Below are 25,050 nucleotides of genomic sequence, written 5' to 3' on the forward strand. Positions count from 1 at the left end.
CCTCGAATAACCCGGAGTGTTGAGGGGCTCAGGGGCTCAGGGGCTCAGGGGCTCAGGGACTGAGCCGCTCCACGCGCCAGCCCCCGTCCGGCTGCGCCACGTACCGCAGCCGGTCGTGGAGCCGGTTCTCGCGCCCCTGCCAGAACTCCACGCTCTCCGGTGCCACCCGGAACCCGCCCCAGTTCGGCGGTACCGGCACCTGCTCGCCCTCCGGGTAACGGGCGGCCAACTCGGCGTACGCGGCGTCGAGTTCGGCCCGGGTGGGGATCACCGAGGACTGCTCGCTGGCCCAGGCGCCGAGCTGGGAGCCGTGCGGCCTGGTGCGGAAGTAGGCGGCCGTCTCGTCGCGGCCGGTGCGGCGCGCGACACCCGTGACGACGACCTGGCGGGCCAGCGGCAGCCAGGGGAACAGCAGCGAGACGTACGGATTCGCGGCCAGGTCGCGCCCCTTGCGGGAGCCGTAGTTCGTGTAGAAGACGAAGCCCTGCTCGTCGTACTGCTTCAGCAGCACGGTGCGAGAGCTGGGCCGCCCGTCGGCATCGGCCGTGGAGAGGACCATGGCGTTGGGTTCGAGGAGCCCGGCGTCGGTGGCGGCCTGGAGGAACCAGCGTGCGAACTGCTCCATGGGACCGTCGGCCAGGTCGCCCTCGGCGAGGCCGTCGGCACGGTACTGCTTGCGCATGACGGCGGGATCGACGGGATCGAGGGGGATGGCGTCGCGGCGATCGGTCACACCTTCATCTTGCCGTATCAGCGACATCACTGTGAGGCACCGAGCGGCACCGAGTGGCACTGAGTGCCGCAAGGGCTCCCCAAAGGTGGCACTCGGAGATATCGTGCAGATGTCGTCCCGGTTGAACGACCGGCCGAACGGGGCATCACCCGGGTGACCGTTTCGGACCGCGAGCTGTACGGAAATGGCCGCGGAACCGAACCGGACACCTGAACCGGACACGAAACTGGACGCAAAAATCGCGCACCGAGCCACACGGGGCGGGGGGCGTACACCCGTCCGTACACCAGCCCGTACACCCGCCCGTCACCCCGACACCTGTCGTACACATCAAGAGGAGCCGCCTGATGTCCGACTTCGTACCCGGACTTGAGGGAGTCGTCGCGTTCGAGACGGAGATCGCCGAACCGGACAAGGAGGGCGGCGCACTCCGGTACCGGGGCGTCGACATCGAGGATCTGGTCGGTCACGTCTCCTTCGGAAACGTCTGGGGCCTGCTCGTCGACGGCGCCTTCAACCCCGGCCTGCCGCCCGCCGAACCGTTCCCGATCCCGGTCCACTCCGGCGACATCCGCGTGGACGTCCAGTCGGCGCTGGCGATGCTCGCCCCCGTCTGGGGCCTGCGTCCCCTCCTCGACATCGACGAGCAGACGGCCCGCGACGACCTGGCCCGCGCCGCCGTGATGGCTCTCTCCTACGTCGCCCAGTCGGCGCGCGGCCAGGGCAACGCCATGGTCCCGCAGCGCGAGATCGACAAGGCCCAGTCCGTCGTCGAGCGCTTCATGATCCGCTGGCGCGGCGAGCCGGACCCGAAACACGTCGCCGCGGTGGACGCCTACTGGACGAGCGCGGCCGAGCACGGCATGAACGCGTCCACGTTCACGGCGAGGGTGATCGCGTCGACGGGCGCGGACGTGGCGGCAGCCCTGTCGGGCGCGGTGGGGGCGATGTCCGGCCCTCTGCACGGAGGCGCCCCCTCCCGAGTCCTCGGCATGATCGAGGAGATCGAACGCACAGGCGATGCCGACGCCTACGTGAAGCAGGCCCTGGACAAGGGCGAACGCCTGATGGGCTTCGGCCACCGCGTCTACCGCGCCGAGGACCCACGCGCGCGCGTGCTCCGCCGTACGGCCCGCGAACTGGGCGCCCCGCGCTTCGAGATCGCCGAGGCCCTGGAGAAGGCGGCGCTGGCGGAACTCCACGCCCGCCGCCCGGACCGGGTCCTGGCGACGAACGTCGAGTTCTGGGCGGCGATCGTCCTGGACTTCGCCGAGGTCCCGGCCCACATGTTCACGTCCATGTTCACGTGCGCCCGCACGGCCGGCTGGTCCGCCCACATCCTGGAGCAGAAGCGCACCGGCAGGCTCGTACGCCCGTCGGCCCGCTACATCGGCCCCGGCACCCGCGACCCGCACGACATCGAGGGCTACGAGGGCATCGCCCGCTGAGGTCGTCACCCGGTCAGGACGACCCCCGGCGGGCCGCCCTGACCGGGTACGACGGCCGGTACGAGGGACCGCCGCCCGCTCCGATAATGTGACCCGCCCGAGCGAGGGAGGGGACAGCGCATGCTGGTCGGGGCGGGGAACACACGGCACAGACTGGTCCAGGCGGTGCTGCTGGTGACGGTGCTCGCGGGCTGTTCGGAGGCGACGGACGACGCCGCGAAGGTGAAGCCGGCGGAGAGCGCCCCGGCGTCGGCGGAGGGGAACGCCGCCGAGAGCGGCGGCACCATCGGCGCCGACGGCTCGGCCTGCGAACTCCCCGTCACCTTCGACATCGCCGAGAAGTGGACGGCGGAAGCCGTCGACACCGGGTCGGGCGGGGACCCGTCCGGCGGCACGGACGGTGAACCGGCCGACGAGCTCGCGGATCTCGCGGACGCCGTTCTGCGCCAGGGCCCGGTCACGCTCGCCTGCGAGGTGGACGCCAAGCCCGCCGGGCACATCGGCTACCTGCGCATCTGGACCGGCGCTCCGGGCGACGCCGACGCGCGCACCGTACTGGAGGCCTTCGTGGCCGACGACAAGGCGGCGAGCAAGCCGCAGTACAGCACCTTCAAGGCGGGCGGCCTTATGGGCGTCGAGGTGGAGTACGTCTACACGAGCGAGTTCCTGGACGAACCGAAGACGGAACGCGCCCTCGCCGTGACGACCCCACGAGGACCCGTCGTCGTACACCTCGGAGGCCTGGACACCGAGGAACACAAGGCGATGCTCCCGGCATACGAACTGGCCCAGCGCACCCTGAAGTCCTAGAGCTGGGCCTGAACGCAGGCGACCCGCGAACTCGGGTCCCTCCGTGAGGAGAGGCCGGCCGGACGTACCGGCGAGCTCGCGGGTCGGGTGACTGCGTTGGTTTGGGCCGGCTGCGTGTCACTCGCCCACGCCGGCCCGGCACCGCACAGGGTGTGGTGGCAGGCCGCTAGCCCGCAGCCACCTCACGCGTCCGGGATTCACTCATTTACCCGATCACCTCCATTCATGTGTAAGCCACACCCTAGGAAGCTGTGGACCGCCCATCAACTGATTTTTCGAGAAGTTGGCGGCACGGCCTCCGGCTGGAGGATGTAGCCGTACCCGTCGCCCCGTTGCAGGAGCCGTAGACGTCGACAGGAGACGTTGAACCGACCCGCTGGCGTCGTGAGGCTGTGCTGTCCCACAGCGCGGACGGAGACACGCTCCGGTCTTGGCCAACCCCATGACGCTGCGAGTCGCTTTGGTTTCTTCGCCGGACCAGGCGTGCACGGGTCTGTCGAGGGTGTCCAGCGCTTCCGTCAGTTGCTGGCGGATCGCGTTCATGACGGCGGCGCCCTGAAGCGGAGTTCTGGCTTGCTGGAGGATCTTCGCGAGTCGGTCGGGCCGGTGGGCGAGGAAGACCTCAACGGGTTTGCTGCTCTTGGCTTGGTTGCAGGGGGCGCAAGCGAGGACCAGGTTGGAGATGCGGCTTGAGCCTCCACGGCTGCGGGGCCTGAGGTGATCGATGTTCAAGGGAAGGCCGGTGGCGTCGCAGTAGGCGCAAGAGCTGTTCCACTTGGTGTGCAGGTAGGAGCGGGCGTTGGTCCCGGCGAGGGTTCCTTGTTCGTACTCGGCCCCGTTCAGAGGTCTGCCCGCGCTCATGGAATGGGTGTCGAACGCGGCGCGTTCCCCGTGGATCTCGGTAACTGGTGCGTATCGGCACAGGCGCTGTGTGTGGGAGCGCACGGTGTCGACACGGTGACGCACGGACGGGGCCAGCCATCCTGCCGGGCGGGTACGGTCGCTGGAGCGGGGCCCTCGACTCACGCGTCGAAGCGCCCGCGAGCCGTCTCGATGTGTCCCAGATACCGGTGGGTCCAGTCGCACATCCCGTCGACCGTGGCCCGCAGGCCCTGGCCCGCCTCGGTGAGCGTGTACTCGACCCGGGGCGGCACGGTGGGGTACACGCGTCGCTCGGCCAGGCCGTTGCGTTCCAGCATGCGCAGGTTCTGGGTGAGCATCTTGTGGCTGACGCCCTCGACCTCGTTCCGCAACTCGCTGAAGCGCAGGGTGCGTTCGCCGAGGGTCTCGATGATCAGCAGCGCCCACTTGTTGGCGACGTCGGAGAAGATCTCGCGTGCCAACGAGTCCGCGCGCATCAGGTCCGCGTCCTCGGGTGAGCCGCTGAACTGCTTGGTCACCATCTGGTTCCCCAGTCACCGAAAAGTGCGTTCTTCCATGTCAGCGCTCACTCTCCTACGGTTCCTGAGTAACCACAAGAGAGCACAGAGAGCAACGGAGGGCGGACAGACACATGGCCATCACCCTGCTGAACCCCGACGGACTGCCCAAGATCGACGTCTACCGGCAGGTGTCGGTCGCGACCGGATCGAAGCTGGTCTTCGTCTCCGGGCAGGTCTCCTGGGACGCCGACGGCGTCACGGTCGGCGCGGGCGACCTCGCCGCGCAGGTCGAGCGGTGCTACCTCAACGTCGGCACCGCCCTGGCAGAGGCCGGCGCCTCGTTCGACGACGTGGCGAAACTGAACGTCTATGTCGTCGACTGGACCCCCGACAAGATGCCCACGCTCCTGGAGGGCATCTCCCGGGCGGCCAAGGCGCTGGGCGTCACCCCGGTCCCGCCGGTCACCCTGATCGGCGTCGCGGCACTGGACGTCCCCGACCACCTGGTCGAGATCGAAGCCACCGCGGTCATCGACTGACGGGCCTTCCCGGGCGGATCGTCTTCACGGCAACCACCGGGTCGACGGGCCCGACGAGTTGCTCGACGGCGACGGCCACGAGGTGGGCCGGCGCGTCGCCGTCCAGCAAGCCGTTCACGTACTGGAGGGCCCCCGCCGGAGACAGCACCGGCAGCCTCTGCCGCAGCGCGCGTACAGCGTGCACGCGCCCGCGTTCGGCGGCGAGTTCGCGTATCTCGTCGTGCAGATCGTCCACGGCGGTACGGACGGCCAGGCCACGGATGCGCACGCGGTAGTCGGCCTCCCACTCCCCGCCCGCCGCGGAGACCGCCCCGATCACGTGCAGTCCTCCGTCGACCCGGTCGACGAGGTACGGGCCGCTGCCGATCAGCATCGAGCTGGAATCCCCCGTACGCACGAACTCCTCGGACTGGCACGAGACGAGCCACACCAGCTCGTGTTCCCTGACATGCGCCACCACCACGCGTACCGGGTCCACGCCCAGCGCCGACCACTTCTGACGCTCGCGCTCCAGCTCCTCCTCGACGACGCGCACCGCGGCCTCGCGGTCGACAACGCGAGGCCCGTCCTCGCCGCTCGTCACGTCAGCTCGCGCACCATGAAGACGTCCACCGCGTCCTCGCTCTCCACCACGAACCCGTGCCGCTCGTACAGCCGTCGCGCCGGGCTGCCCTGCAACACGTTCAACCGCACGACGCGCACACCCTCGCCGTCGCACCGCTTCAGCAGCTGACGCAGGACCCCCGACCCGATGCCGCCGCCCTGAAGTCGCCGCGCCAGATAGAAGTGCTCCAGCCACACCGCGTCCTCGGCCGGGCGTAGCGCCACGCAGCCCGCGAACTCGCCGTCCACCTCGATCACCCAGGTGTGGGCCGCGTCGAACCCGTCCCGGAAGCGTTGCCGGACGCGGTGCTCGTCGTACCGCCCGAGCCGTTCCAGATCCGGCCGCATCACCACGGCGCGCAGCTCGGCCACCGTTTCGACGTCCGACGCCGAGGCCGGTCGTATGTCCCAGTCCGCCATGATCGCTACGGTACCCGCGCCGGGCGGGCCGTCCGGAGGCCCCGATAGCGTGCGGCCCATGACGGAACGGCGGGCGATTCTCAGCGGGTCGGTGTTCGAGGAGCGGATCGGGTACGCGCGTGCCGTGGTCGACGGCGGGTGGGTGCACGTGTCCGGGACCACCGGGTTCGACTACACCACGATGACCATCTCCGACGACGTCGTCGAGCAGGCCGAGCAGTGTCTGCGGAACATCGGGGCCGCGCTCGCCGAGGCCGGGTGCGGGTTCGAGGATGTCGTACGAGTGCGGTATCTGCTGCCCGTACGGGAGGACTTCGAGCCCTGCTGGCCCGTGCTGCGGCGCTGCTTCGGGGACGTGCGGCCGGCGGCGACCATGATGGTGTGCGGGCTCGCGGACCCTCGTATGAGGATCGAGATCGAGGCGTACGCGCGCGTGCCCCAGCCGTAGTCGTAGTCGCACTGAGTCGGCCGTTGACCGGTGCCCGCGGTATGCGGTTTTCTGGCGCCGTGTCTGATCTTCGTATCGTGCCCGTGAGTGATGTCGATGAGGTTGCCCTTGAGGACTGGCGGCACGTCCACAACCTGATCGTTCCGCCCGCCGCCATGTCCCTCGATGACGTACGCGCGCGTAGTGGGCGGTTCCGGCTGGAGGTCGCGTATCTCGGCGACACCCTGGTGGGGTGTTCCACAGTCCGCCCGCCCGAGGGGGACACGGCCGCGGCCACCGTCATCGCGCGCGTGCTGCCCGGTTTTCGGCGGCGTGGGTTCGGGGCGGAGATGTACGTGCGGGGGCTGGCGCTCGCGCGGGAGCTGGGGGGCGGCCGGATCGAGACCGTCGTACTCGCCGCCAACGAGGACGGGCTCGCTTTCGCGCTGAAGCACGGGTTTGTCGAGGTCGAGCGCTATGTGCTGGACGGGGAGAGCGATGTCTGGGTCGACCTGGTGCTGGCGGGTGTAGGTCCCTGACTGGTCCCTGACTGGTCCCTGACTGGGTCTGGACATTCCGGACGGTCGGTTTGGTTGGGCGGTGGGAGGGGCAAGAGGGGCTTGTTCCCGGACTACGGCGAATTTCCGCCGTACAACGATTTCCTTCAAACTTGAGGGAACTTGATGTGTGCTGCGTCACGTTCGAGTTGAATGATGATGAGTGAGTGAATCGTCGCGCAGTACGTGCGGACGCAGCCTGCAGGGGGTCCAGGTGAGTGCTTCCAGGCGTAGTGGGACCACCGACGAGCTGGGGCCGGACGAGCCCGAGAGGGACGGTCCGGAGGGTTCGGACGGCGGTGGCTCCGACCTGCTTGCCGCGCTTCTCGACGGCATGGACGCCGCCCTGTGCGCCTTCGACGCCGACGGCGTCGTGACCCACTGGAACCGGGAGGCCGAGCGGATTCTCGGGTGGACCGCCGCCGAGGCCGTCGGGCGGCACGGGTTCGCCGGGTGGGCCGTGCGCAGGGCCGACGCCGAGGAGGTCGAGGGGCGGCTGCTGTCCGCGATGCACGCCCCGGGACGCCAGGTGCACGAGTTCGCGCTGCTGACCAAGGACGGCGGGCGCGTCCTCGTACGGACGCAGTCCGCCGCCGTACGCGGGCCCGACGGGAAGCCCGCCGGGCTGTACTGCGCCTTCAGCGAGGTGCACGCGCAGATAGATCTTGAGCGGTCCATCGCGCTGAGCGAGGCGCTGTTCGAGGACGCCAGCTGGGGTGTCGTGCTTGTCGACGCGGATCTGCGGCCCGCCGTCGTCAACGCGCATGCCGCGCGTTCCCTGGGCATCGGGCGGACCGCCGTGCTCGGGCGGCCCCTCGGAGAGTTGCTCGCGCAGGGCGTCGAGGAGCTGGAGAGCGCGCTGACGCACGTACTCGCCGAGGGCGCGCCGCCCGCGCCCGCCGAGATGTGGGTGAGCGTGCGGACGCCCGACGGTGAGAAGCGGCGCTGCTGGCGGAGCGGGTTCCTGCGGCTGGCCTCGCCGCTGACGGAAGAACCGGTTCCGCTCGGTGTGGGGTGGCTGTTCCAGGACATCACCGAGGCCAAGCAGGCCGAACAGGAGGCCGCGCAGCTGCGGTTCCGCCTCAATCAGCTGCACCGGGCGGCGCGGGCCGCCGCCGAGTGCGAGGACCCGGCGGAGGCGGCGACCGTCCATCTCGACTTCGCCCTCGCCGGCTTCGCCGATCACGCGCTCATCGACCGGATCGCCGTCATCGGCGGTGTGGCGGCGGACGGTTCGGCAGGCGGGGGCCAGGGGCCGGTACGGCTGGTCCGCGCCGCCGCCACGCCCTCCGGGGCGCCGGGGCCCAGCGTCCTCGCCGGCCACGCCGGACTGCCGGTGCGGTACGGCGACACGCACCCCGCCGTGCAGTGTGTGGAGCGGGCCGGGTCCGTCCGGGCGAGCGCCGGGTCGTACGCCGCCGAGCAGGCCCGCGCCTGGGCCGTACAGCGCCAGTGGCCGCCGGACTCGGTCCACGCCCTGTGCGCGGTGCTGCGCAGCCGGGGGCGGACCCTGGGCGTCGTGACGTTCCTGCGCGGGGCCGGGCGGAGCCAGTTCGAGCGTACGGACGCGATGTACGCGGAGGACGTGGCCGTACGGATCGCGACGGCCCTGGATCTGGCCGCCCTCGGCAAGTAGCCGCCGAGCGGTCGGTGTTGCTGCTCAGCGCCGTTCGTAGAAGATCCGGTCGCCGTACTGCTTCAGGATGCCGGCGTTCCAGTCGTGGCCGCCGTCCACGTTGCCGGAGCGCAGCAGCGGGGGCTCGATGCCCCGGTCCGCGAGGATGCCCGCCGCCGTGGCCATGACCGACTGGAGCAGGGCTGACGTGACGACGGTGGACGCGGGGGCGAAGGGCGCCGGGACGGAGTCGAGGGTGAGGACCGCGTCGCCGGGGGCGATCTTCGAGTCCAGTACGACGTCACAGTGGTCCTTGAGGAACGTGCCCGAGGCGTTGCGGGGCGTCGTCTCGGTCGCGTAGGCCACCGAGGTCACGCCGATGACCTTCACGCCGAGGGCACGCGCGTGCAGCGCCATTTCCACCGGGAGGGCGTTGCGGCCGGAGAGGGAGATGATCACGAGGACGTCCCCCGCGCGCAGCGGTGACGTGTCCAGGACGGCCGTGGCCAGGCCGTCGACGCGCTCCAGGGCGGAGCCCAGGGTGGCCGGCATGACGTCGACGCCGACGACGCCGGGCACGGCCAGGAGGTTCATCAGGGCGAGGCCGCCCGCGCGGTAGACGATGTCCTGCGCGGCGAGCGAGGAGTGCCCGGCGCCGAAGGCGAACAGGCGCCCCCCGGCCTCCACCGTGTCGGCGATGAGCGTGCCGGCGGCCGTGACGGTCGTCGCCTCCTCGTCGCGGACCCGCTGCAACAGCCCGATCGCGGCGTCGAGGAACTGCCCGGCCAACTCGCTGTCGCTCATCGGTAAGCCCTTCGGGAGGTCGGCGTATCGGTCGGTCGCCGATCACGGTGAGGTCTGGACCAGTGCCCTGTCAATTGCCCTGTCAATACGCTTACGAGCCGCTGGGGCCGCCGTCCCCGTACCCTCGGTGAAACGTGCTGTCTACCCGGCCGCGCGGATCCGTAACCGTGTGGTCTCAACGCGGCGGCACGGTTGTCAGTGGTATGCGTCAGAATTGAAGCCAGGGCCAGCGCACGCGCCGGAGCCGTCGAGCCTCCGGCACATCTCATCAAGGGGCACGTATGTCCGGACTGATCGATACGACGGAGATGTATCTCCGCACCATCCTCGAGCTGGAGGAGGAAGGTGTGGTCCCCATGCGCGCCCGGATCGCCGAGCGGCTGGACCAGAGCGGCCCGACAGTCAGCCAGACCGTGGCCCGGATGGAGCGTGACGGTCTGGTCGCGGTCGCCAGCGACCGGCACCTGGAGCTCACCGACGAGGGCCGCCGCCTCGCCATCCGCGTCATGCGCAAGCACCGCCTCGCGGAGTGTCTGCTCGTCGACGTGATCGGCCTGGAGTGGGAGCAGGTCCACGCGGAGGCGTGCCGCTGGGAGCACGTGATGAGCGAGGCCGTCGAACGCCGAGTGCTCGAACTCCTGCGCCACCCCACCGAGTCGCCGTACGGCAACCCGATCCCGGGCCTGGAGGAGCTGGGCGAGAAGGACGGCGCGGATCCCTTCCTGGACGAGGGCATGGTCTCGCTGGCCGACCTCGACCCGGGTGTGGACGGCAAGACGGTCGTCGTACGGCGGATCGGCGAGCCCATCCAGACGGACGCGCAGCTCATGTACACGCTGCGCCGGGCGGGTGTGCAGCCCGGTTCGGTGGTGAGCGTGACGGAGGCGGCCGGCGGGGTGCTCGTCGGCAGCGGCGGCGAGGCGGCCGAGCTGGAGGCGGAGGTCGCCTCGCACGTGTTCGTGGCGAAGCGCTGACCCGCCCCGTCGCGTCCCCCTCCCCGTCACGCCGTCAACTCCTGTGACCGGGGAGGAACTTGCCGCGTCCCGGGGTCCGTGCCGTTCCGGGGCGCCAATCCAAGATTCAGTGTGCGGAATCGCAGCGCTCGGCCGCTTCGCGTGCCAGGCTGTCGCGAGAGGCATATGACTTGAGGGCTCTTGGCCGGGTGGAGCAGCGGTGCCGCCCGGCGGGGGAGGGGGAGCGTGAGGATGTGCCGCGGAGACGGAGAGGGCCCCGGCGCCAACTGGCGCCGGGGCCTGTCCTCCCCTGTGCTGACCCGGAGCCCCGAGCTCCCAGGGTCATCCCCTTCGGACCGTTTTCCCCGAGCGGTCCGCCTCCCGCAGAAGGTCTCCCCCCGGCCACGCGGATCATTCCTTGGGCGTGGTCACTCGAACGAGGGGTGTTGCGGCCGGAAACCGCATTTTCGAATAGCCATTCGATAATCTGTGGGTGACAGCGGGCGCCGGACGCACGCTGTACGAACCAGTGATCCCGATCCATCGATCCAGATCCAGTGATCGGCAGAGAGAACAACGCGGACGGAACAACGCAGAGAGAACCACGCAGACAGAACAACCTGGAACTTAGGGGGGTGCCAGGACCTATGGCGCGGCGTATCGACGTGACCGGAGCAGGCGGTGTACGCCTTGCCGCCTGGGAGTTCGCCGACCCTCCCAAGACCGCAGAGCCCGACCGGGCACCCGGCGTGCTGTTACTGCACGGGCTCATGGGCCGTGCCTCGCACTGGGCGTCCGCCGCCCGCTGGCTGGGCGAGCGGCACCGGGCCGTCGCCCTCGACCAGCGCGGCCACGGCCAGAGCGACCGCCCGCCCGGCGACAACTACACCCGCGAGGTGTACGTCGAGGACGCCGAGGCGGCGATCGAGCAGCTCGACCTCGGCCCGGTCGTCCTCATCGGCCACGCCATGGGCGCCCTGACCGCCTGGCAGCTCGCCGCGAAACGCCCCGACCTGGTGCGCGGCCTGATCATCTGCGACATGCGGGCCTCGGCGCTGGGCGCGGCCTCCCAGCGCGAGTGGGAGGACTGGTTCAAGGCCTGGCCGGCCCCCTTCGCGACCCTCGCCGACGTACGCAAGTGGTTCGGCGAGGACGACCCCTGGGTGGAGCGGCCCAGCCCGTCGCGCGGCGAGTTCTACGCCGAGGTGATGCAGGAGTCCCCCGACGGCTGGCGGCCCGTCTTCGAACCGGAGCAGATGCTCAAGTCCCGCGAGACATGGGTGTTCGACGCGCACTGGGAGGAGCTGACACAGGTCCGGTGCCCCGCCCTCGTCGTGCGCGGCCTGGACGGCGAACTGGGCCGGGCGGAGGCCCAGGAGATGGTCCGCGTCCTGCCGAGGGGTGAGTACGCGGAGGTGGCCGACGCCGGCCACCTCGTGCACTACGACCAGCCGGACGCCTGGCGCGCGGCCATCGAACCGTTCCTGGACGGCGTACTGCCCCAGTAGCGCCGTACGGCCGTCCAGCGCCGTACGGACATCCGGATCCGGCCTACGAAGCCACTACGGTCTGATCCGGCACGGTGTCAGATCCCGAACTGCTCGCGCAGGCCCTTGATCGTGATGAGCGACTCCTCCACGCCGGGGCGTACCGGGTGGTCGGCCGGGAACTCCCGCAGGGCGCGCGTGTACATGTCCTCCGCCGCGCCGAGGTGTTCCGGATGGCCGGTCTGGACGAGTCCGAGGAGCACGCCGCCGAGGTTGACGAGGCGCACCGGGTGCATCGGATGGTCGTCCGGGGTGTCGCGCAGGGCGGCGCGGGCGTGTTCGGCGGCCTCGTTCAGGATGTCGCCGTCGCCGCTGCTGCGCCCTTTGCGGAGAAGGGAGTTGGCGAGGTTGGACTCCTGCCCGACGCGTTCCTCGCCCTGTTTGCCCCGCCCGGCCGGCATGAGGTCCAGGCAGCCGCGGTACAGGGCGATGGCCTCGTCGATGGACTCCTCGTCCTCGGTGCTGTCGTAGACCTCCTGGAGGGCGGTGGCCAGGGAGGACATGTGCCGGGGCAGTTCCCGGTCGTTGGGCGGGGACTTGTCGACGGCCCGGCGCCCGTAGTCGACGGCCTTGATCAGATCGGCGGAACCGCGGTCGCGTTCCCAGCTCAGCCGGTGCAGCATGCACAGCGAGGAGAGGGCGGAGGCGTGGCGGGCGTCGTCGACCGGGTAGACCTCCACGCCCAGCTCGGCGGCCTGGAGCGCGCCGCGCAGCAGCTTCAAGTCGCCGGTACGGCCGTACGCCAGCCGCAGGTCGTCGGAGACGCCGAGAGGCTCCAGGATCTCGGACTCCGCTGAAGTCCCGCTCGTGTCACCGCTCCTGGACCTGGACCTGCCGAACCATCTGGGCATTTTCGCGCTCTCCCTCACAGCTTCCGTCACCCCCTCTGTCCCCGCGATCGATGGCCCAAACCCCTTATGCCGTAGGCAAGTTCAACCGGGTTCGCGGGTTCAGCCCTTGCTGACGGCCGTCAGGATCTCCGGCAGCCGGCGTGCCGTGCGCGGGGCGGCGAGCCGCAGGCCGAGCAGGGTGGTCAGGGCGCCGTACACGGCCCCGACCGGCAGCAGCAGCCAGAGCAGGCGGTCGCCGCCCGACGTGGCGTTCAGCCAGATGGTGAGGGCGATGACGGGGGCGCACAGCAGGGCGGCCCCGATCATGCCGCCCAAGATGGCGACCGTCGCGAGTCCGGACTGCCCGGGGGCGACGTTCTTGTAGCCCTCCTGCGGTATGGAGTACGGGAACCGGGCCGACGACCAGGCCCCGGCCGCCAGCATCGCGCCGAGCAGCGCGAGCGACAGTCCGAGCGCCTCCGGCAGCGCGGCCCAGTCGTCGAGCAGCGCGGTGGTGGCGACGACCACGAGGACGGAGTACGGCAGGGTGATCAGCAGCAACGCCAGTGCCCGGCCGCGCAGTTCGACGTACGCGTCCCGGGTGGACGAGATCGTCATCGCGACCATCCAGAAGGCGGAGGTGTCCTGCCCGAACTGGTTGTACATCTGGATGCCGAGCATCCCGGCGGCGAAGCAGGCGAGGTAGACGGAACCGAGGCCCTGCAGCGCGTTGAACACCGGCACGATCACCCCGATCGCGAGCGAGGTCACCCACGCGGCCTTGGTCTTGGGGTCGCGCCACGCATAGCGCAGACTCCGCTCCATCACCGTCCCGGTACGCCCGCCGGGCAGCAGCCGCCCCAGCCCGCCGGACCGCCGCTCCCGCGCACCGGAGGGCTCGGCGGCCTGGAGCGTGGACCCGTCGGGAGAGGTCATCAACCGGGTGAGCGTCCGCGACCAGGCCCCCAGCAGGAGCACCAAGGCACCCGCACTGAGCGCGAGTTGGGCGAGAGCGATCCCGTACGACCCCTCGCTCGCCGAGTCCACCGCCCCGATCGCCGAACTCGGCGGCACCCACGCCAACACGTCCGCGACCGGGTCGAGTTGACCGAGCCCGGACGAACCGAGTTGCTGCGCACCGAAGTTGACGAGCTGCGCCCCGACGGCGATGACCAGCCCGCTGAGTACGGCGAGATCGCGCCCCTTGCGACTGCTCAGCAGCCGGATGTTGGCGGCGGCGACGGCCCGCGCGAGCGCCACACAGACGAGCAGCGCGACCGGAACGGCGACGACCGACACGACGTACGCCGCCCCGCCGTGCGCCACCGCGATCACCGACCCGACGAGCAGGGACAGCGTGAACAGCGGCCCGATACCGACGAGCGAGGTCACGAGCAGCGCCCGTACGAGCGGCCCGGGCCGCAGCGGCAGCATCACCAGCCGGGTCGGGTCGAGGGTCTCGTCGCCGGTGGGAAAGAACAGCGGCATGACGGCCCAGCCCAACGCCATGAGCGTGAGGAGCGGAACGGTGACGGACGCGGCGTGCGCGTTGCCCCGCAGGGTGACCAGCCCGAGGAACTGGAGCCCCGCGATCAGCAGCACGACGACCACCGACGCGATGTACGCGGCCCGCCGCCCGGCGGACTGCCGCAGCCCGTTGCGCAGCAACGACAGCTTCAGCCGTACGAGGACGGGTGTGATCGACCCTGTGTCGGCCGCTGTGTTCACCGGGCGCCGCCGCCCAGCCAGTCGAGGTGGGAGCCGTGGTCGCGGCCGCCCGCGCCGACGAGTTCGAGGAACGCCTGCTGGAGCGAGGGGGCGTCGCCCCGGACCTCGGCCAGCGTGCCGTGCGCCCGGATTCGCCCCGCCGCCATCACCGCGACCCAGTCGCACAGCGACTCGACCAGCTCCATGACATGGGAGGAGAAGACGACGGTGGCACCGGACGCCGTGTACCGCTCCAGCACACCCCGGATGATCTGTGCCGACACCGGGTCCACGCCCTCGAACGGCTCGTCGAGGAACAGGACTTCGGGATTGTGGAGGAGCGCGGCAGCGAGGCCGATCTTCTTGCGCATGCCGGTCGAGTAGTCGACGACGAGCTTGTGCTGGGCGCCGGCCAGATCGAGGACGTCGAGAAGCTGGGCGGCCCGCTTGTCGACCTCGACGCCGGGCAGCCCGCGCAACCGCCCCGAGTAGGCGAGGAGTTCACGCCCGGACAGCCGCTCGAAGAGCCGAAGCCCTTCGGGCAGCACCCCGATCCGCGCCTTGACCTCCACCGGGTCGCGCCACACATCGTGCCCGACGACCTCCACGGTGCCCTGGTCGGGCCGCAGCAGCCCGGTCACCATCGAGAGCGTCGTCGTCTTCCCGGCCCCATTGGGCCCGACCAGCCCGACGAACTTCCCCGCAGGCAACTCCAGATCGATCCCGGCAACAGCAACCTGCTGCCCAAACCGCTTCCAGAGCCCCTGCACGCGCACGGCAGCACCTTCAACCATGCGAGGAGCCTAAGGTCTTTAGGGGCGCGGGGAACTGCGCGATCAGCCACAACTGACCGGTAGCCGCCACTCAAACCGAACCAGACACCCCGAACGGCGAACTATCGATCCCGCCCGCACGCATAAGCAAGCGGCGAGATCAACTCCTCCGCATCCGGCAGCCATCGATTGGCCGGCGTAGGCCGGCAGGCCCACTGCACAGCCCCCCGAGACCCGTACCGGGTCGGCGGCGCAGCCACGTACGCCCCCTCGCCCATGGCGACCAGATCCAGCGAGGAAGGCGACCACCCCAACTTGCGCACCAGGTCCGGCACCTTCACCGACGCACCCGGCAGCACAAAGAACCGCATCCGACGGTCCGGCGTCAACGTCACCGGCCCGAGCGTCAGTTCCATCCGCTCCATCCGCGCCAGCGCGAGGAACCCGGCCGTCTCGGGCACATCAATCGCATCGAACGTGTGGCCGGTAGGCAGCAGGATCGACGCCGTCGGCTGCTCGGTCCACAGCCGGCGCGCGACAGTCGCGCTGCCCGTGGCTTGCGTCGCCCAGTCCGGACCGGTCGGGTGTGCGCCGGGGACGGCGCACGCGGTGTCGCCGCAGGAGCAGCGCTGCACCCCGTCGACTGCTTCCAGCCACGTACCGGGAAACACGTCCCAGTGGCGCTCTTCGGCGTAACGGACGGCGGTTTCCAAGAGGGATTCGCCGCGTTGCTTCGGGATTTGGGCAGCATTCGGGCCCGCGATGGTCTCTTCCACGATGAACTCAACTCTAGTGGGAATCATGGGTTACGCCTGTCACATGCGCGGGGGAGGTGCATCGATTCCGCATCTGGGGCGCATGGATGCATGTGTGGGGGCGCGCAGGAGGATCCGGGGCGGGGCTGGGTAGGCAGGTGAAGGGCTGGGCATCCGCCTTTACCCCGGCAATCCTCACATGCTTCGCATCTTCGGCATGTCTGCGGGGCATTGATCTTCGAGGCCGGATCTTTTCGCTGTGGCAGGACCGAGTAACTGAGTACTTGGACTGGGCAGCGGACGGATCCGGGCACGGAAGACACGTCAACTCGGTGCGTGGGCACGGCACCGCAGCCTCAGGGGGTACGCCATGGCCGCAAGGCCTCTCGTCGCGCGGCAGCCGAACGAACGGCTGCAGGCGCTCATCCAGGAAGCGGGCTGCTCGAACGCCGGGCTGGCCCGCCGGGTCAACATGTGCGGCGCAGAGCACGGCCTCGACCTGCGCTACGACAAGACGTCCGTGGCCCGTTGGCTGCGCGGACAGCAGCCGCGGGGCCGGGCGCCCGCGATCATCGCCGAAGCCCTCGGCCGCAAACTGAACCGTACGGTCACGATCGACGAGATCGGCATGGCCAACGGCAAGAACCTCGCCTCGGGCGTCGGGCTCCAGTTCTCCCCGACCGTCCTCGGCGCCATAGAGCAGGTGTGTGAGCTGTGGCGCAGTGACGTGGGCCGGCGGGACTTCCTCTCCGGTTCGTCCGTCGCCGCTTCCGCGCTCGTGGAGCCCAGCCGCGACTGGCTGATCTCGTCCCCCGACTCCCAGGTGGCGCGCCAGGCGGGCCCCCGCGTGGGGCCGTCGGACGTGGCGGCGGTGCGCGCGATGACGCAGGCGCTGACGGACCTCGACCATCAGTACGGCAGCGGGCATGTGCGTCCGGTCGTCGTGCACTACCTCAACAGTGTCGTCTCCGGGCTGCTGGCGGGCTCGTACCGGGAGGCGGTCGGGCGTGATCTCTTCGCCGCCGTCGCACGGTTGACCGAACTCGCCGGCTACATGGCCATCGACACCGGCCAGCCCGGTCTCGCCCAGCGCTACTACATCCAGGCGCTCCGGCTCGCCCAGGCGGCCGGGGACCGGGGGTACGGAGGGTACGTACTCGCCGCCTCCATGAGCCATCTCGCCGCGCAGCTCGGAAACCCGCGGGAGATCGCGCAGTTGGCGCGCGCGGCTCAGGAGGGGGCGCGCGGAAGGGTCACCCCGCGCGCGGAGTCGATGTTCTACGCCGCCGAGGCCCGCGGGCACGCGTTGATGGGCGACGCGCGGTCGGCCCAGCTGGCGTCCGGGCGCGCGGTCAACGCGCTGGAGGCGGCCGACCCCGAGTCCGGGGACGACCCGGCGTGGATCGCGCACTTCGACGGGGCGTATCTGGCCGACGAGTTGGCGCACTGCCACCGGGACCTCGGCCAGGCCGAGGCGGCGGCGCGGTGCGCGCAGGAGTCGCTGGACGGCCACCCCGAGACACGGGCGCGGCGCCGGGCCATCGGGCTGGTGCTGCTGGCGTCGGCGCAGGTCCAGCAGCGTGAAGTGGAGGAGGCCTGCCACACGGGTCTGCGCGCGGTGGAACTCCTCGGCACCCTGCGCTCCAACCGGGGCGCCGAGTACCTGGAGGACCTCCACCTGCGTCTGGAGCCGTACCGCGACGAACCGGTGGTCCGGGAGTTCGGGGCGCGACTGGACGTCCGGGTGGCGGCGTGACGGGAGACACATAAGCGGCTGAGCAGCGCGTACGGAGGCGCGGAGGCAGGTATTTCGCCCTGAGGCCGGTGGGGCAGTGGTCTGGTCCTGTGCTGCGTGGCATCGGATTCCGGGGACCCGGTAGCGTTAACCGACGATTCCGAAGGTCCCCCATCAGTAGGAGTCCCGGTGACGCAGAGTGGACAGGGCGAGGAGCCCTCGCCGCGTGTAGCGCGCGAAGGCATCGTGCTGCCCTCCGACGGTGGCGAACCGCTGCTGCCGGGAATGACGGGGGGAAGCGGCGGACAGGGTCCGGGCGGCGGCTCGTACGGCGGTCAGCAGGCCCCCGCCCCGGAGCCGGCGCCGACCCCGACGGGTGGCCAGACCTGGGGCCAGCCGTGGGGCCCGGACATGAACCAGCCGCAGGCCCAGCAGCAGGCGCAGCCGCAGCCGCAGGGGACGGCGGCCGAGGGCTGGCCGGCACAGCCCGACGCCCAGCAGCACCAGCACCAGCAGCAGTGGGGCGACCAGGGCCAGTTCCAGCCCCAGCCCCGCCGGCAGCCCGAGCCGCAGCCTCAGCAGGCGCCGCCGGCATCGGAGTGGAACAACGACCCCGGGCCGTCCGGCGGATGGAGTCAGCACGACGGCTACGGCGCCCAGCCGACCCCGGGCGCCCCCCTGCCCGTACCGCGTGCCGCGCATGGCGCCCATGCCGCCGAGTCCGCGCCGCTGCCGCCTGCGGCCACCGGAGGCGCGTCCATACCGCAGCCCCAGCACCAGCAGCAGGCCCACCAGCCGTACGGACAGCACCAGCAGCCCCAGCAGCATCAGTCCCAGCACCCTGACGCGTACGGGCAGTACGGCGCCCCGGCGGCCCCGCTGCCGCCCGAGGGCGGTGCGGCCGTGCCGTACGCCGCCGCGCCCGGTGCTCCGCTGCCGCCCGCCTACGAGGGCGCGACGCAGTACCTCCCGCCCGTTCCGAGCGGCCCCGGGCCGGTTGTCGACCAGGCCACCCAGTACCTCCCGCCGGTGCGGGCACAGGCCCCCGCGCCCGCCGCCGCTCCCGTCAACGAGGCGGCGACGCAGTACCTGCCGCCCGTGGGTCCCGGCGCGCTGCCGCCCGAGACGCCCGCCGAGTCGACCCGGTACCTGGGCCGCGTACCGCAGGCCGCTCCTGCCCCCGCTCCCGGGGGTTCCGACGCCGACGCCACCCAGTACATCCCCCCGGTGCCCGGCGGGTCGTACGGCGTACGCCCGGGCGGGCCCGACGACCGGCAGCCGCCCTCCGACTTCGACAACCTCTTCCGCAGCGGCCCCGGTGGTCCGGGCGCCGCGGCGCCGGCCGGGGCCACCCAGCAACTGCCCCGCATCCAGCCACAGCAGCCGCAGCAGCACCAGCAGCCCGGCCCCGCCCCCTACGCCCCGCAGGCCCCGTACGCCGCCCAGCAGGCCCCGTACGGCCACCAGGGGCCCCACGGCTTCCAGGCGGCGCCCCAGGACATGGACGGGTACGACGGTGGCCGGGGCGGCGGCAGACGTTCGCGGGTGCCTGTCATCGCGGCCGTCGGTATCGGGATCGCCGTGCTCGGGATCGGGGCCGGTGCCCTGCTGAGCAGCGGGGGCGGGGACAGTGACGCCGACGCGGGCAACAAGACCGTCGCGGCGACGTCGGCCGCGCCGGAGGAGTCCGGGTCGCCGGCCGCCGATCCGGCCCAGGCGCAGGCCGTCGGACTGGACAAGCTGCTGGCCGACAGCAACAACAGCCGCGACGCGGTGATCAAGGCCGTGGCGGACGTCAAGTCCTGCCAGAACCTCGGCCAGGCGGCCACCGACCTGCGCGGTGCGGCCCAGCAGCGCGGCGAGCTGGTCACCCGGCTCTCCACGCTGCCCGTCGACAAGCTCCCCGACAACGCGGAGCTGACCGCCGCCCTCACCAAGGCCTGGCAGGCGTCCCAGTCGGCCGACAACCACTACGCGGCCTGGGCCGACCAGACGGCGGGCAAGAAGGGCTGCAACAAGGGCCAGGCCCGGACGACGGGCCAGACCCGCAGCGGCAACGCGCAGAGCGGCATCGCCACCGAGCAGAAGGCCAGGGCGGCCGAGCTGTGGAACGCCATCGCGAAGACGTACGGCCTGACGGAGCGCCAGTCCACCCAGCTCTGACCGGGCGCCGGGCGCCGGGCGCCGGCCTGCTCAGTCGTCCGCGCTCTCCAGCAGCTTCCTCGTGTTGACGAAGCCCTTGCGGGCGGCGACGAGCCGGCCGTCGCGGACGACCTGGAGGGTCACCTGCGGGTTGACCAGCCGGGGGAAGCCGATGACCGCCAGCACGTCCAGGAGCCGCCAGCGAAGCGGCGGGGTGAGGCCGCCGGTGGTGACCTGAAGGCCGTCGTCGAGGGTCCGCCGGATCGTGGTCGAGGACACCTCGCCCCCGTCCAGCGACTCGACGACCGCCTTCAGGACGGTGTAGGCGATCCAGGTGGTCTGCACTCCCGCGTCCTGCGGGTCGATGCGGTTGTCGCCGAAGGCCTCTTCGTTGATGGCCTGCTTCATCTGGTCCCAGCGGGGATCACTGGCCACCGGGTACCAGCCGGTGATGTACGAGTCCTCGTACGGGCCCGACTTGCCGCCGGTCGCGTTGATCACCGTCTGGTCGACGCTGCCGAGCACGGTGGCGGTGCGCACGGCCGGGTAGTCCTCGCGGTCGCGCCGGAAGGAGTCCATGAAGGTGTTGGTGCGGTCCCCGAGGGCCGGCACGACACAGCCCTTCCGGTCCGCCTCGGTCCCCGTGCCCGTCTGCGTGTCCGGGGCCGTCGTCTGTTCCAGGGCGAGCTTCGTGTGCGTCGCGTACTCGGTGGCGTTCTCGGGGGCCAGCTGGTCGGCCGCCGGGGAATGCCCGCCCGCCTTCAGTCCGGAGTCGAGGTACGGGGGCAGCTGGTCGCCGGCGATGGAGTCGGGGCGTATCAGGGCGACGGGGCCGCAGACGGCGGCCAGTTCCTGGCCGAGGCCGGCGAGGAGGGTGGGCGAGCCGCCGTTGACGGGGTACGACATCGGGCTGGTGAACTCGTCGTTGGTGACGCCGAAACCGCCGATGTACGGGATTCCGGCGGAGCCCAGCGGGCCCAGGAAGGAGTCGCCGAACTGGCTGTAGGAGCCGACGACGGCGACGACGTCCTCCTCGGCGGCCCGCCGGGCGCACTTCGCGGCGATCACCCGGTCGTTGTGCTCGTTGCAGGTCAGGACCTTGAGCTTGCGCCCGCCCAGGCCGCCCTTGGCGTTGATCCAGCGGGCGTACGCCTGGGCCATGGCGGGCATGCCAGGCTTGTTGGTCGCGTTGGTGTCCTCCGGCGCCCAGGTCATGACGGTGATGTCACCGCTCCCCGAGCCGTCCGAGGTACCGGGGACGACCCCGCACCCGACGGCCAGTGCCGCACACACGGCGAGGGCACTGAAGCTACGGACGGTGCGGAACGTACGGGTGGTACGGGAAGTACGGGAGGTGCGAGAAGTGCTGGAGGTGCCGAGAGTATGGAGGGTGTGGGAGGTGCGGAAGGTGCTGCGGGTGCGTCGCCTGCCGGTCATGGGCATGCACGATTCCGTCACACGGCCAACCCGGGGGTGACCCTTGGTCAAGGTTCGGTGACGCGGAGGTGAATTACAGGGGGTGTGGATCTCATTTTTGAAGGGAACGTACGATCGATGACCGTGCAAGGTTCGGAAGACTCTTCCCGTCGCGGGCGTCGCTCATCCACCATGGGCGGCATGCCACTCAACGACATGCCGTGGTGGCGCTGGCGCAGCAATGTGCGCTCCGCGCTGCACATGCTCTCCGATCCGGTGTTCCAGCGAGACGTCTGGCTGGCCGGCGTCGACGGATACGGTGACGTCACCGACGCCGTGTACCGCCTGGTCGAGGACACCTGGCTGGACAGCTGGTCCGCCGAGAAATACGTCGGCACGATCTTCCGGGACTCCCAGGAGGCCGCCCTCGTCGACACCGCCGTGCTCCGCGTCCTGCGGATCATGCACCAGGTCGGCCCGGACGCGCCCGTCTCGGCCTACCTCGACCACGCAGGCTGGCCGGAGGCGGTCCGGGCGGCCCGGGACGCCCACGTACGCCTCGCGGCGAGCGACGGCGAGGAACCGGACGTACAGCCGCGCACGCTGGAGACGCTGCGGATACTGACGCGGTCGGCGTAGGAGGTGCCGGGGTTGCGCCCGGGGTTCCGGGTGGCGGACGGAATTCGGACGCTCCCGGCGGCTATGGGACCCTGTCCGGCATGAACGAGCAGTCCAGCCGAGCCGCGGCCCCCACCGGGCAGCCTGCCGAGCAGTACGTCCTCACCCTCTCCTGCCCAGACAAGCAGGGCATCGTGCACGCCGTGTCGAGCTACCTCTTCATGACCGGCTGCAACATCGAGGACAGCCAGCAGTTCGGCGACCACGACACGGGACTGTTCTTCATGCGCGTCCACTTCTCGGCGGAGGCGCCGGTGACGGTGGAGAAGCTGCGCGCGAGCTTCGCGGCGATCGGTGACGCCTTCCACATGGAGTGGCAGATCCATCGGGCCGAGGACCGCATGCGCGTCGTCCTCATGGTCAGCAAGTTCGGCCACTGCCTCAACGACCTCCTCTTCCGGGGCCGCATCGGCGCGCTGCCGGTCGACATCGCGGCGGTCGTGTCCAACCACACCGACTTCGCCGAGCTGGTCGCCTCGTACAACGTCCCCTTCGTCCACATCCCGGTGACGAAGGACACGAAGGAGGAGGCCGAGGCCCGGCTGCTGGAGCTGGTGCGCGAGGAGAACGTGGAACTGGTCGTCCTGGCCCGCTACATGCAGGTCCTCTCCGACAACCTGTGCAAGCAGCTGAGCGGCCGGATCATCAACATCCACCACTCCTTCCTCCCGAGCTTCAAGGGCGCGAAGCCCTACCACCAGGCCCATGCGCGAGGCGTGAAGCTGATCGGCGCGACGGCGCACTATGTGACGGCCGACCTCGACGAGGGTCCGATCATCGAGCAGGAGGTCGAGCGCGTCGGCCACGACGTCACGCCGGACCAGCTGGTCGCCATCGGCCGCGACGTGGAGTGCCAGGCCCTGGCCCGGGCCGTGAAGTGGCATGCGGAGCGGCGGATTCTGCTGAACGGGCGGCGGACGGTGGTGTTCGCGTAGGCGGTGACGCGGGCCGGCCTCGCTCGCGTATCTGCCGCCTCTGCTCGGGCGGTCAGTAGTTCTCCCACTCGTCCAGTACGTACTCCAGCACGGCCGGGTCCATGAGGGTGCTCGGTCGTACGTCCTGGCGGCGGCGGTCGACGGGGAACACCGCGGCGGCCTTCAGGACCGCCTCGTCCAGGTAGCGCAGTCGCGGGGCGTCCGATGCCAGCCGCAGGGGTGGGGGCGTGCCGCCGCCGGGGGTGGCCAGGACGTAGCCCCAGTTGCCGAAGCTCGGGACGTCGACCTGGAACTCGGTGGTCGCGTAGCCCGCCGTCTCGATCGTCTTCGCGATCGACCAGAACGTCTTCGGTGCGAAGAACGGCGACCCGCTCTGCACCATCACCCTGCTCTGCGGCGTCAGGACCTGGCCGAGCAGGTGGTAGAACTCCACCGAGTACAGCTTGGCCAGGGCCGCCGTGTCCGGGTCGGGGAAGTCGAGGACGACCGCGTCGTACCGCTGCCGGGCGTCGCGCAGCCAGTTGAAGGCGTCGGCGTTGACCACCTTGACCCTCGGGTCGTCCAACGCCTTGTCGTTGAGGTCGCGCAGGGGCGGGAAGTCGCGCGCGAGCCGGGTCATCGCCGGGTCCAGCTCCACGAGAGTGACGTGCTGGACGTCGTCGTAGCGCAGCACCTCGCGCAGGGCGAGTCCGTCGCCGCCGCCCATGATCAGCACGTTGGCGCGGGAGCCCGCGAGCGCGGGGTGGACGAGGGACTCGTGGTAGCGGTACTCGTCGACGGAGCTGAACTGGAGATCGCCGTTGAGGAAGAGGCGGATGTCCGGTTCGCCGGTGAAGGCGGTGGAGCGGGTGACGACGATCTCCTGGTACGGCGTCGTCTCCGAGTGGACGATCGGGTCCCGGTACATCTGCTGACGCGCGGTCACCTCCAGGTCCTCCGCGAAGGCGTACGTCGTACCGAGCACCGCCAGGACCGCCGTGACCCCGGCCAGCAGGCCGTTGCGCACCCAGCGCCGCATCTGCCGGCGGAAGATGAACACCACGACGATGACCCCGGCCACCGCGTTGACCGCGCCGACCACCAGCGTGCCCTTCAGCTGGCCGAACGTCGGCAGGAGCCACAGCGGGAAGCCCAGGCCGCCGACCAGCGCGCCGATGTAGTCGACGGCGAACATGTCGGCGACCGCGCTGCCCGCCTCCTGCTTCCGGATCCGCTGGAGCAGGGTCATCAGCAGCGGGATCTCCGCGCCGATCAGCATGCCGACGGCCACCGCGACCACGATCATCGCCGGGGTGTACAGCTGGAGCCAGGCGAACGCCGAGTACAGCACCAGCACCGACAGCCCGCCGACCAGCGCCAGCACGCCCTCCACGAGCGCGAACGCGCCCACCGCGCGGTGGCGCAGGGGTTTGGCGGCGAGGGAGCCCAGCCCCATGGCGCACACCATCACGGAGATCACCACGGAGGTCTGCAGCACCGAGTTGCCGATGAGGTAGCTGCCCAGCGCGGTCAGGGCCAGCTCGTACACGAGGCCGCAGGCCGCGCAGAGGAAGACGGCGAAGAGCAGCAGGAAGCGAGCCCCCCGGGTGTGCTTGACGGCCGGGGGGCCTGCGGGTGCCGCGGTGGTGTCGCGGCCTTGCACGGTGGTGGCGCTCATCGTGGGGCTGCGTTACGAGATCGCCGCGCCGACCATGAGCCCGGTGCCCAGGTACATGCCGGCCTGGACCCAGGCGGCGGGGTGCGGACGGCTGCCCTCGTCGTCGAGGACGACCGCGCCCATCTGGCCCGGCGTGACCACGCCGATCACGACGCCGACGACGGTCATCACCAGCACCCCGGCCAGGCCGTACAGCAGCGTGCTGGCCAGGCCGTAGCCGAGGCCCTGTTCGGACTCGCTCGCCTCGATGGCCTTCATGATGACCACGCCCACGGCGACGGACTGGCTGCCCAGCAGGACGGCCGCGCCGCGGTTCCGGTCGGTCCATACCACGTGGTACAGCTTGCCCGGCGTGACGAGGTCGAGCGCGATGAAGCCGACGGCCATCACGACGAGGCCCGCGATTCCGTAGAGCAGGGCCTGGCCGGTCGACTCGAAGATCTCGGTCACTGCGTTGCCTTTCTTGGGGGCGGGGTCGGGGCGGGATCAGGTGCTGTGCGGGAGGAGCGGGAGGAGCGTGGGATGCGGCGGGTGGCGATCCCGTTGGTGCTCCGGGTGGTGCTCCAGCGGGCGTTTTGGCTCGT

Annotated in this window: 25 protein-coding genes; 12 read left to right on the top strand and 13 right to left on the bottom strand. The window is 70.8% G+C overall.

Annotated elements, in window-relative coordinates:
• Nucleotides 1–52: 52 nt before the first annotated feature.
• Nucleotides 53–733, bottom strand: a complete 681-nt coding sequence (gene pdxH, locus ACH4TV_RS38615) for a pyridoxamine 5'-phosphate oxidase (RefSeq protein ID WP_398406000.1) — start codon at nt 731–733, stop codon at nt 53–55.
• Between the two features lie 347 nt (nt 734–1,080).
• On the opposite strand from pdxH, the gene ACH4TV_RS38620 reads away from it, so the two are divergent.
• Together ACH4TV_RS38620 and ACH4TV_RS38625 are read left to right on the top strand one after the other, a co-directional pair.
• Nucleotides 1,081–2,181 carry a citrate synthase 2 gene (locus tag ACH4TV_RS38620; protein ID WP_398406001.1) on the top strand — a complete coding sequence of 367 codons (1,101 nt, stop codon included), beginning with the start codon at nt 1,081–1,083 and terminating at the stop codon, nt 2,179–2,181.
• 120 nt (nt 2,182–2,301) lie between these two features.
• Nucleotides 2,302–2,991 carry a lipoprotein gene (locus ACH4TV_RS38625; RefSeq protein WP_398406002.1) on the top strand — a complete coding sequence of 230 codons (690 nt, stop codon included), beginning with the start codon at nt 2,302–2,304 and terminating at the stop codon, nt 2,989–2,991.
• 213 nt (nt 2,992–3,204) lie between these two features.
• Here the strand turns inward: ACH4TV_RS38625 and iscB are convergent, their stop codons facing one another.
• Together iscB and ACH4TV_RS38635 are read right to left on the bottom strand one after the other, a co-directional pair.
• The gene (gene iscB, locus ACH4TV_RS38630; protein WP_398406003.1) at nt 3,205–4,077 is read right to left on the bottom strand and encodes an RNA-guided endonuclease IscB; all 873 of its coding nucleotides are present in this window, start codon (nt 4,075–4,077) and stop codon (nt 3,205–3,207) included.
• Nucleotides 4,014–4,394, bottom strand: coding sequence for a winged helix-turn-helix transcriptional regulator (locus ACH4TV_RS38635; protein ID WP_398406004.1), 381 nt, complete (start codon nt 4,392–4,394; stop codon nt 4,014–4,016). The genes iscB and ACH4TV_RS38635 overlap by 64 nt, the downstream gene beginning before the upstream one ends.
• 110 nt (nt 4,395–4,504) lie before the next feature.
• Between ACH4TV_RS38635 and ACH4TV_RS38640 the strand changes: the two genes are divergently transcribed.
• Nucleotides 4,505–4,912 carry a RidA family protein gene (locus ACH4TV_RS38640; protein WP_398406005.1) on the top strand — a complete coding sequence of 136 codons (408 nt, stop codon included), beginning with the start codon at nt 4,505–4,507 and terminating at the stop codon, nt 4,910–4,912.
• On the opposite strand, the gene ACH4TV_RS38645 is transcribed toward ACH4TV_RS38640, so the two are convergent.
• Both ACH4TV_RS38645 and ACH4TV_RS38650 read right to left on the bottom strand, forming a co-directional pair.
• Nucleotides 4,902–5,495, bottom strand: a complete 594-nt coding sequence (locus ACH4TV_RS38645) for a YrhB domain-containing protein (RefSeq protein ID WP_398406006.1) — start codon at nt 5,493–5,495, stop codon at nt 4,902–4,904. The genes ACH4TV_RS38640 and ACH4TV_RS38645 overlap by 11 nt on opposite strands.
• Complete coding sequence (locus ACH4TV_RS38650; protein WP_398406007.1) at nt 5,492–5,935, bottom strand: GNAT family N-acetyltransferase; 444 nt, start codon at nt 5,933–5,935, stop codon at nt 5,492–5,494. The genes ACH4TV_RS38645 and ACH4TV_RS38650 overlap by 4 nt, the downstream gene beginning before the upstream one ends.
• Before the next feature lie 58 nt (nt 5,936–5,993).
• Between ACH4TV_RS38650 and ACH4TV_RS38655 the strand changes: the two genes are divergently transcribed.
• The 3 genes from ACH4TV_RS38655 to ACH4TV_RS38665 all read left to right on the top strand — a co-directional run bounded on the left by ACH4TV_RS38655 (nt 5,994) and on the right by ACH4TV_RS38665 (nt 8,555).
• Nucleotides 5,994–6,383, top strand: coding sequence for a RidA family protein (locus ACH4TV_RS38655; protein WP_398406008.1), 390 nt, complete (start codon nt 5,994–5,996; stop codon nt 6,381–6,383).
• A gap of 59 nt (nt 6,384–6,442) precedes the next feature.
• Complete coding sequence (locus ACH4TV_RS38660; protein WP_398406009.1) at nt 6,443–6,901, top strand: GNAT family N-acetyltransferase; 459 nt, start codon at nt 6,443–6,445, stop codon at nt 6,899–6,901.
• A 232-nt stretch (nt 6,902–7,133) separates the two neighbouring features.
• Entirely contained in the window at nt 7,134–8,555 is a 1,422-nt protein-coding gene (locus tag ACH4TV_RS38665; protein WP_398406010.1) for a PAS domain-containing protein, read from the top strand.
• Nucleotides 8,556–8,579: 24 nt separating this feature from the next.
• Here ACH4TV_RS38665 and ACH4TV_RS38670 read toward each other — a convergent pair whose 3' ends face one another.
• Nucleotides 8,580–9,338: an SIS domain-containing protein gene (locus ACH4TV_RS38670; protein ID WP_398406011.1), complete on the bottom strand. Its 759-nt coding sequence runs from the start codon at nt 9,336–9,338 to the stop codon at nt 8,580–8,582.
• A 281-nt stretch (nt 9,339–9,619) separates the two neighbouring features.
• Between ACH4TV_RS38670 and ACH4TV_RS38675 the strand changes: the two genes are divergently transcribed.
• Nucleotides 9,620–10,312 carry a metal-dependent transcriptional regulator gene (locus tag ACH4TV_RS38675; RefSeq protein ID WP_327696697.1) on the top strand — a complete coding sequence of 231 codons (693 nt, stop codon included), beginning with the start codon at nt 9,620–9,622 and terminating at the stop codon, nt 10,310–10,312.
• Between the two features lie 626 nt (nt 10,313–10,938).
• A complete protein-coding gene (locus ACH4TV_RS38680) occupies nt 10,939–11,799 on the top strand; it encodes an alpha/beta fold hydrolase (protein WP_398406012.1) in 861 nt (286 codons plus the stop codon).
• A 77-nt stretch (nt 11,800–11,876) separates the two neighbouring features.
• On the opposite strand, the gene ACH4TV_RS38685 is transcribed toward ACH4TV_RS38680, so the two are convergent.
• From ACH4TV_RS38685 to ACH4TV_RS38700, 4 genes are all read right to left on the bottom strand, one after another.
• Nucleotides 11,877–12,689, bottom strand: a complete 813-nt coding sequence (locus ACH4TV_RS38685; protein ID WP_398406013.1) for a hypothetical protein — start codon at nt 12,687–12,689, stop codon at nt 11,877–11,879.
• Between the two features lie 99 nt (nt 12,690–12,788).
• Nucleotides 12,789–14,396 (bottom strand): transporter, encoded by a 1,608-nt coding sequence (locus ACH4TV_RS38690; RefSeq protein WP_398406014.1) that lies wholly within the window; start codon nt 14,394–14,396, stop codon nt 12,789–12,791.
• Nucleotides 14,393–15,169, bottom strand: a complete 777-nt coding sequence (locus ACH4TV_RS38695; protein WP_398406015.1) for an ABC transporter ATP-binding protein — start codon at nt 15,167–15,169, stop codon at nt 14,393–14,395. Before ACH4TV_RS38695 ends, ACH4TV_RS38690 begins: the two co-directional genes overlap by 4 nt.
• A gap of 101 nt (nt 15,170–15,270) precedes the next feature.
• On the bottom strand, nt 15,271–15,924 hold the full coding sequence (locus tag ACH4TV_RS38700; RefSeq protein WP_398406016.1) for a bifunctional DNA primase/polymerase: 654 nt from the start codon (nt 15,922–15,924) through the stop codon (nt 15,271–15,273).
• A 349-nt stretch (nt 15,925–16,273) separates the two neighbouring features.
• Between ACH4TV_RS38700 and ACH4TV_RS38705 the strand changes: the two genes are divergently transcribed.
• Together ACH4TV_RS38705 and ACH4TV_RS38710 are read left to right on the top strand one after the other, a co-directional pair.
• Nucleotides 16,274–17,659, top strand: a complete 1,386-nt coding sequence (locus tag ACH4TV_RS38705; RefSeq protein WP_398406017.1) for a transcriptional regulator — start codon at nt 16,274–16,276, stop codon at nt 17,657–17,659.
• 168 nt (nt 17,660–17,827) lie between these two features.
• On the top strand, nt 17,828–19,801 hold the full coding sequence (locus ACH4TV_RS38710; protein ID WP_398406018.1) for a hypothetical protein: 1,974 nt from the start codon (nt 17,828–17,830) through the stop codon (nt 19,799–19,801).
• 30 nt (nt 19,802–19,831) lie between these two features.
• On the opposite strand, the gene ACH4TV_RS38715 is transcribed toward ACH4TV_RS38710, so the two are convergent.
• Entirely contained in the window at nt 19,832–21,217 is a 1,386-nt protein-coding gene (locus tag ACH4TV_RS38715) for an ABC transporter substrate-binding protein (RefSeq protein ID WP_398406019.1), read from the bottom strand.
• A gap of 117 nt (nt 21,218–21,334) precedes the next feature.
• On the opposite strand from ACH4TV_RS38715, the gene ACH4TV_RS38720 reads away from it, so the two are divergent.
• Nucleotides 21,335–21,835 carry a hypothetical protein gene (locus ACH4TV_RS38720; RefSeq protein WP_398406020.1) on the top strand — a complete coding sequence of 167 codons (501 nt, stop codon included), beginning with the start codon at nt 21,335–21,337 and terminating at the stop codon, nt 21,833–21,835.
• A gap of 80 nt (nt 21,836–21,915) precedes the next feature.
• Entirely contained in the window at nt 21,916–22,809 is an 894-nt protein-coding gene (gene purU, locus ACH4TV_RS38725; protein WP_398406021.1) for a formyltetrahydrofolate deformylase, read from the top strand.
• 52 nt (nt 22,810–22,861) lie between these two features.
• Here purU and ACH4TV_RS38730 read toward each other — a convergent pair whose 3' ends face one another.
• Both ACH4TV_RS38730 and ACH4TV_RS38735 read right to left on the bottom strand, forming a co-directional pair.
• Nucleotides 22,862–24,466 (bottom strand): polyamine aminopropyltransferase, encoded by a 1,605-nt coding sequence (locus ACH4TV_RS38730; RefSeq protein WP_398406022.1) that lies wholly within the window; start codon nt 24,464–24,466, stop codon nt 22,862–22,864.
• A gap of 12 nt (nt 24,467–24,478) precedes the next feature.
• The gene (locus ACH4TV_RS38735) at nt 24,479–24,916 is read right to left on the bottom strand and encodes a DUF350 domain-containing protein (RefSeq protein WP_398406023.1); all 438 of its coding nucleotides are present in this window, start codon (nt 24,914–24,916) and stop codon (nt 24,479–24,481) included.
• Nucleotides 24,917–25,050: the final 134 nt, after the last annotated feature.

The sequence above is a fragment of the Streptomyces sp. NPDC020898 genome, assembly GCF_044333925.1.
In the GTDB taxonomy this organism is placed as follows: domain Bacteria; phylum Actinomycetota; class Actinomycetes; order Streptomycetales; family Streptomycetaceae; genus Streptomyces.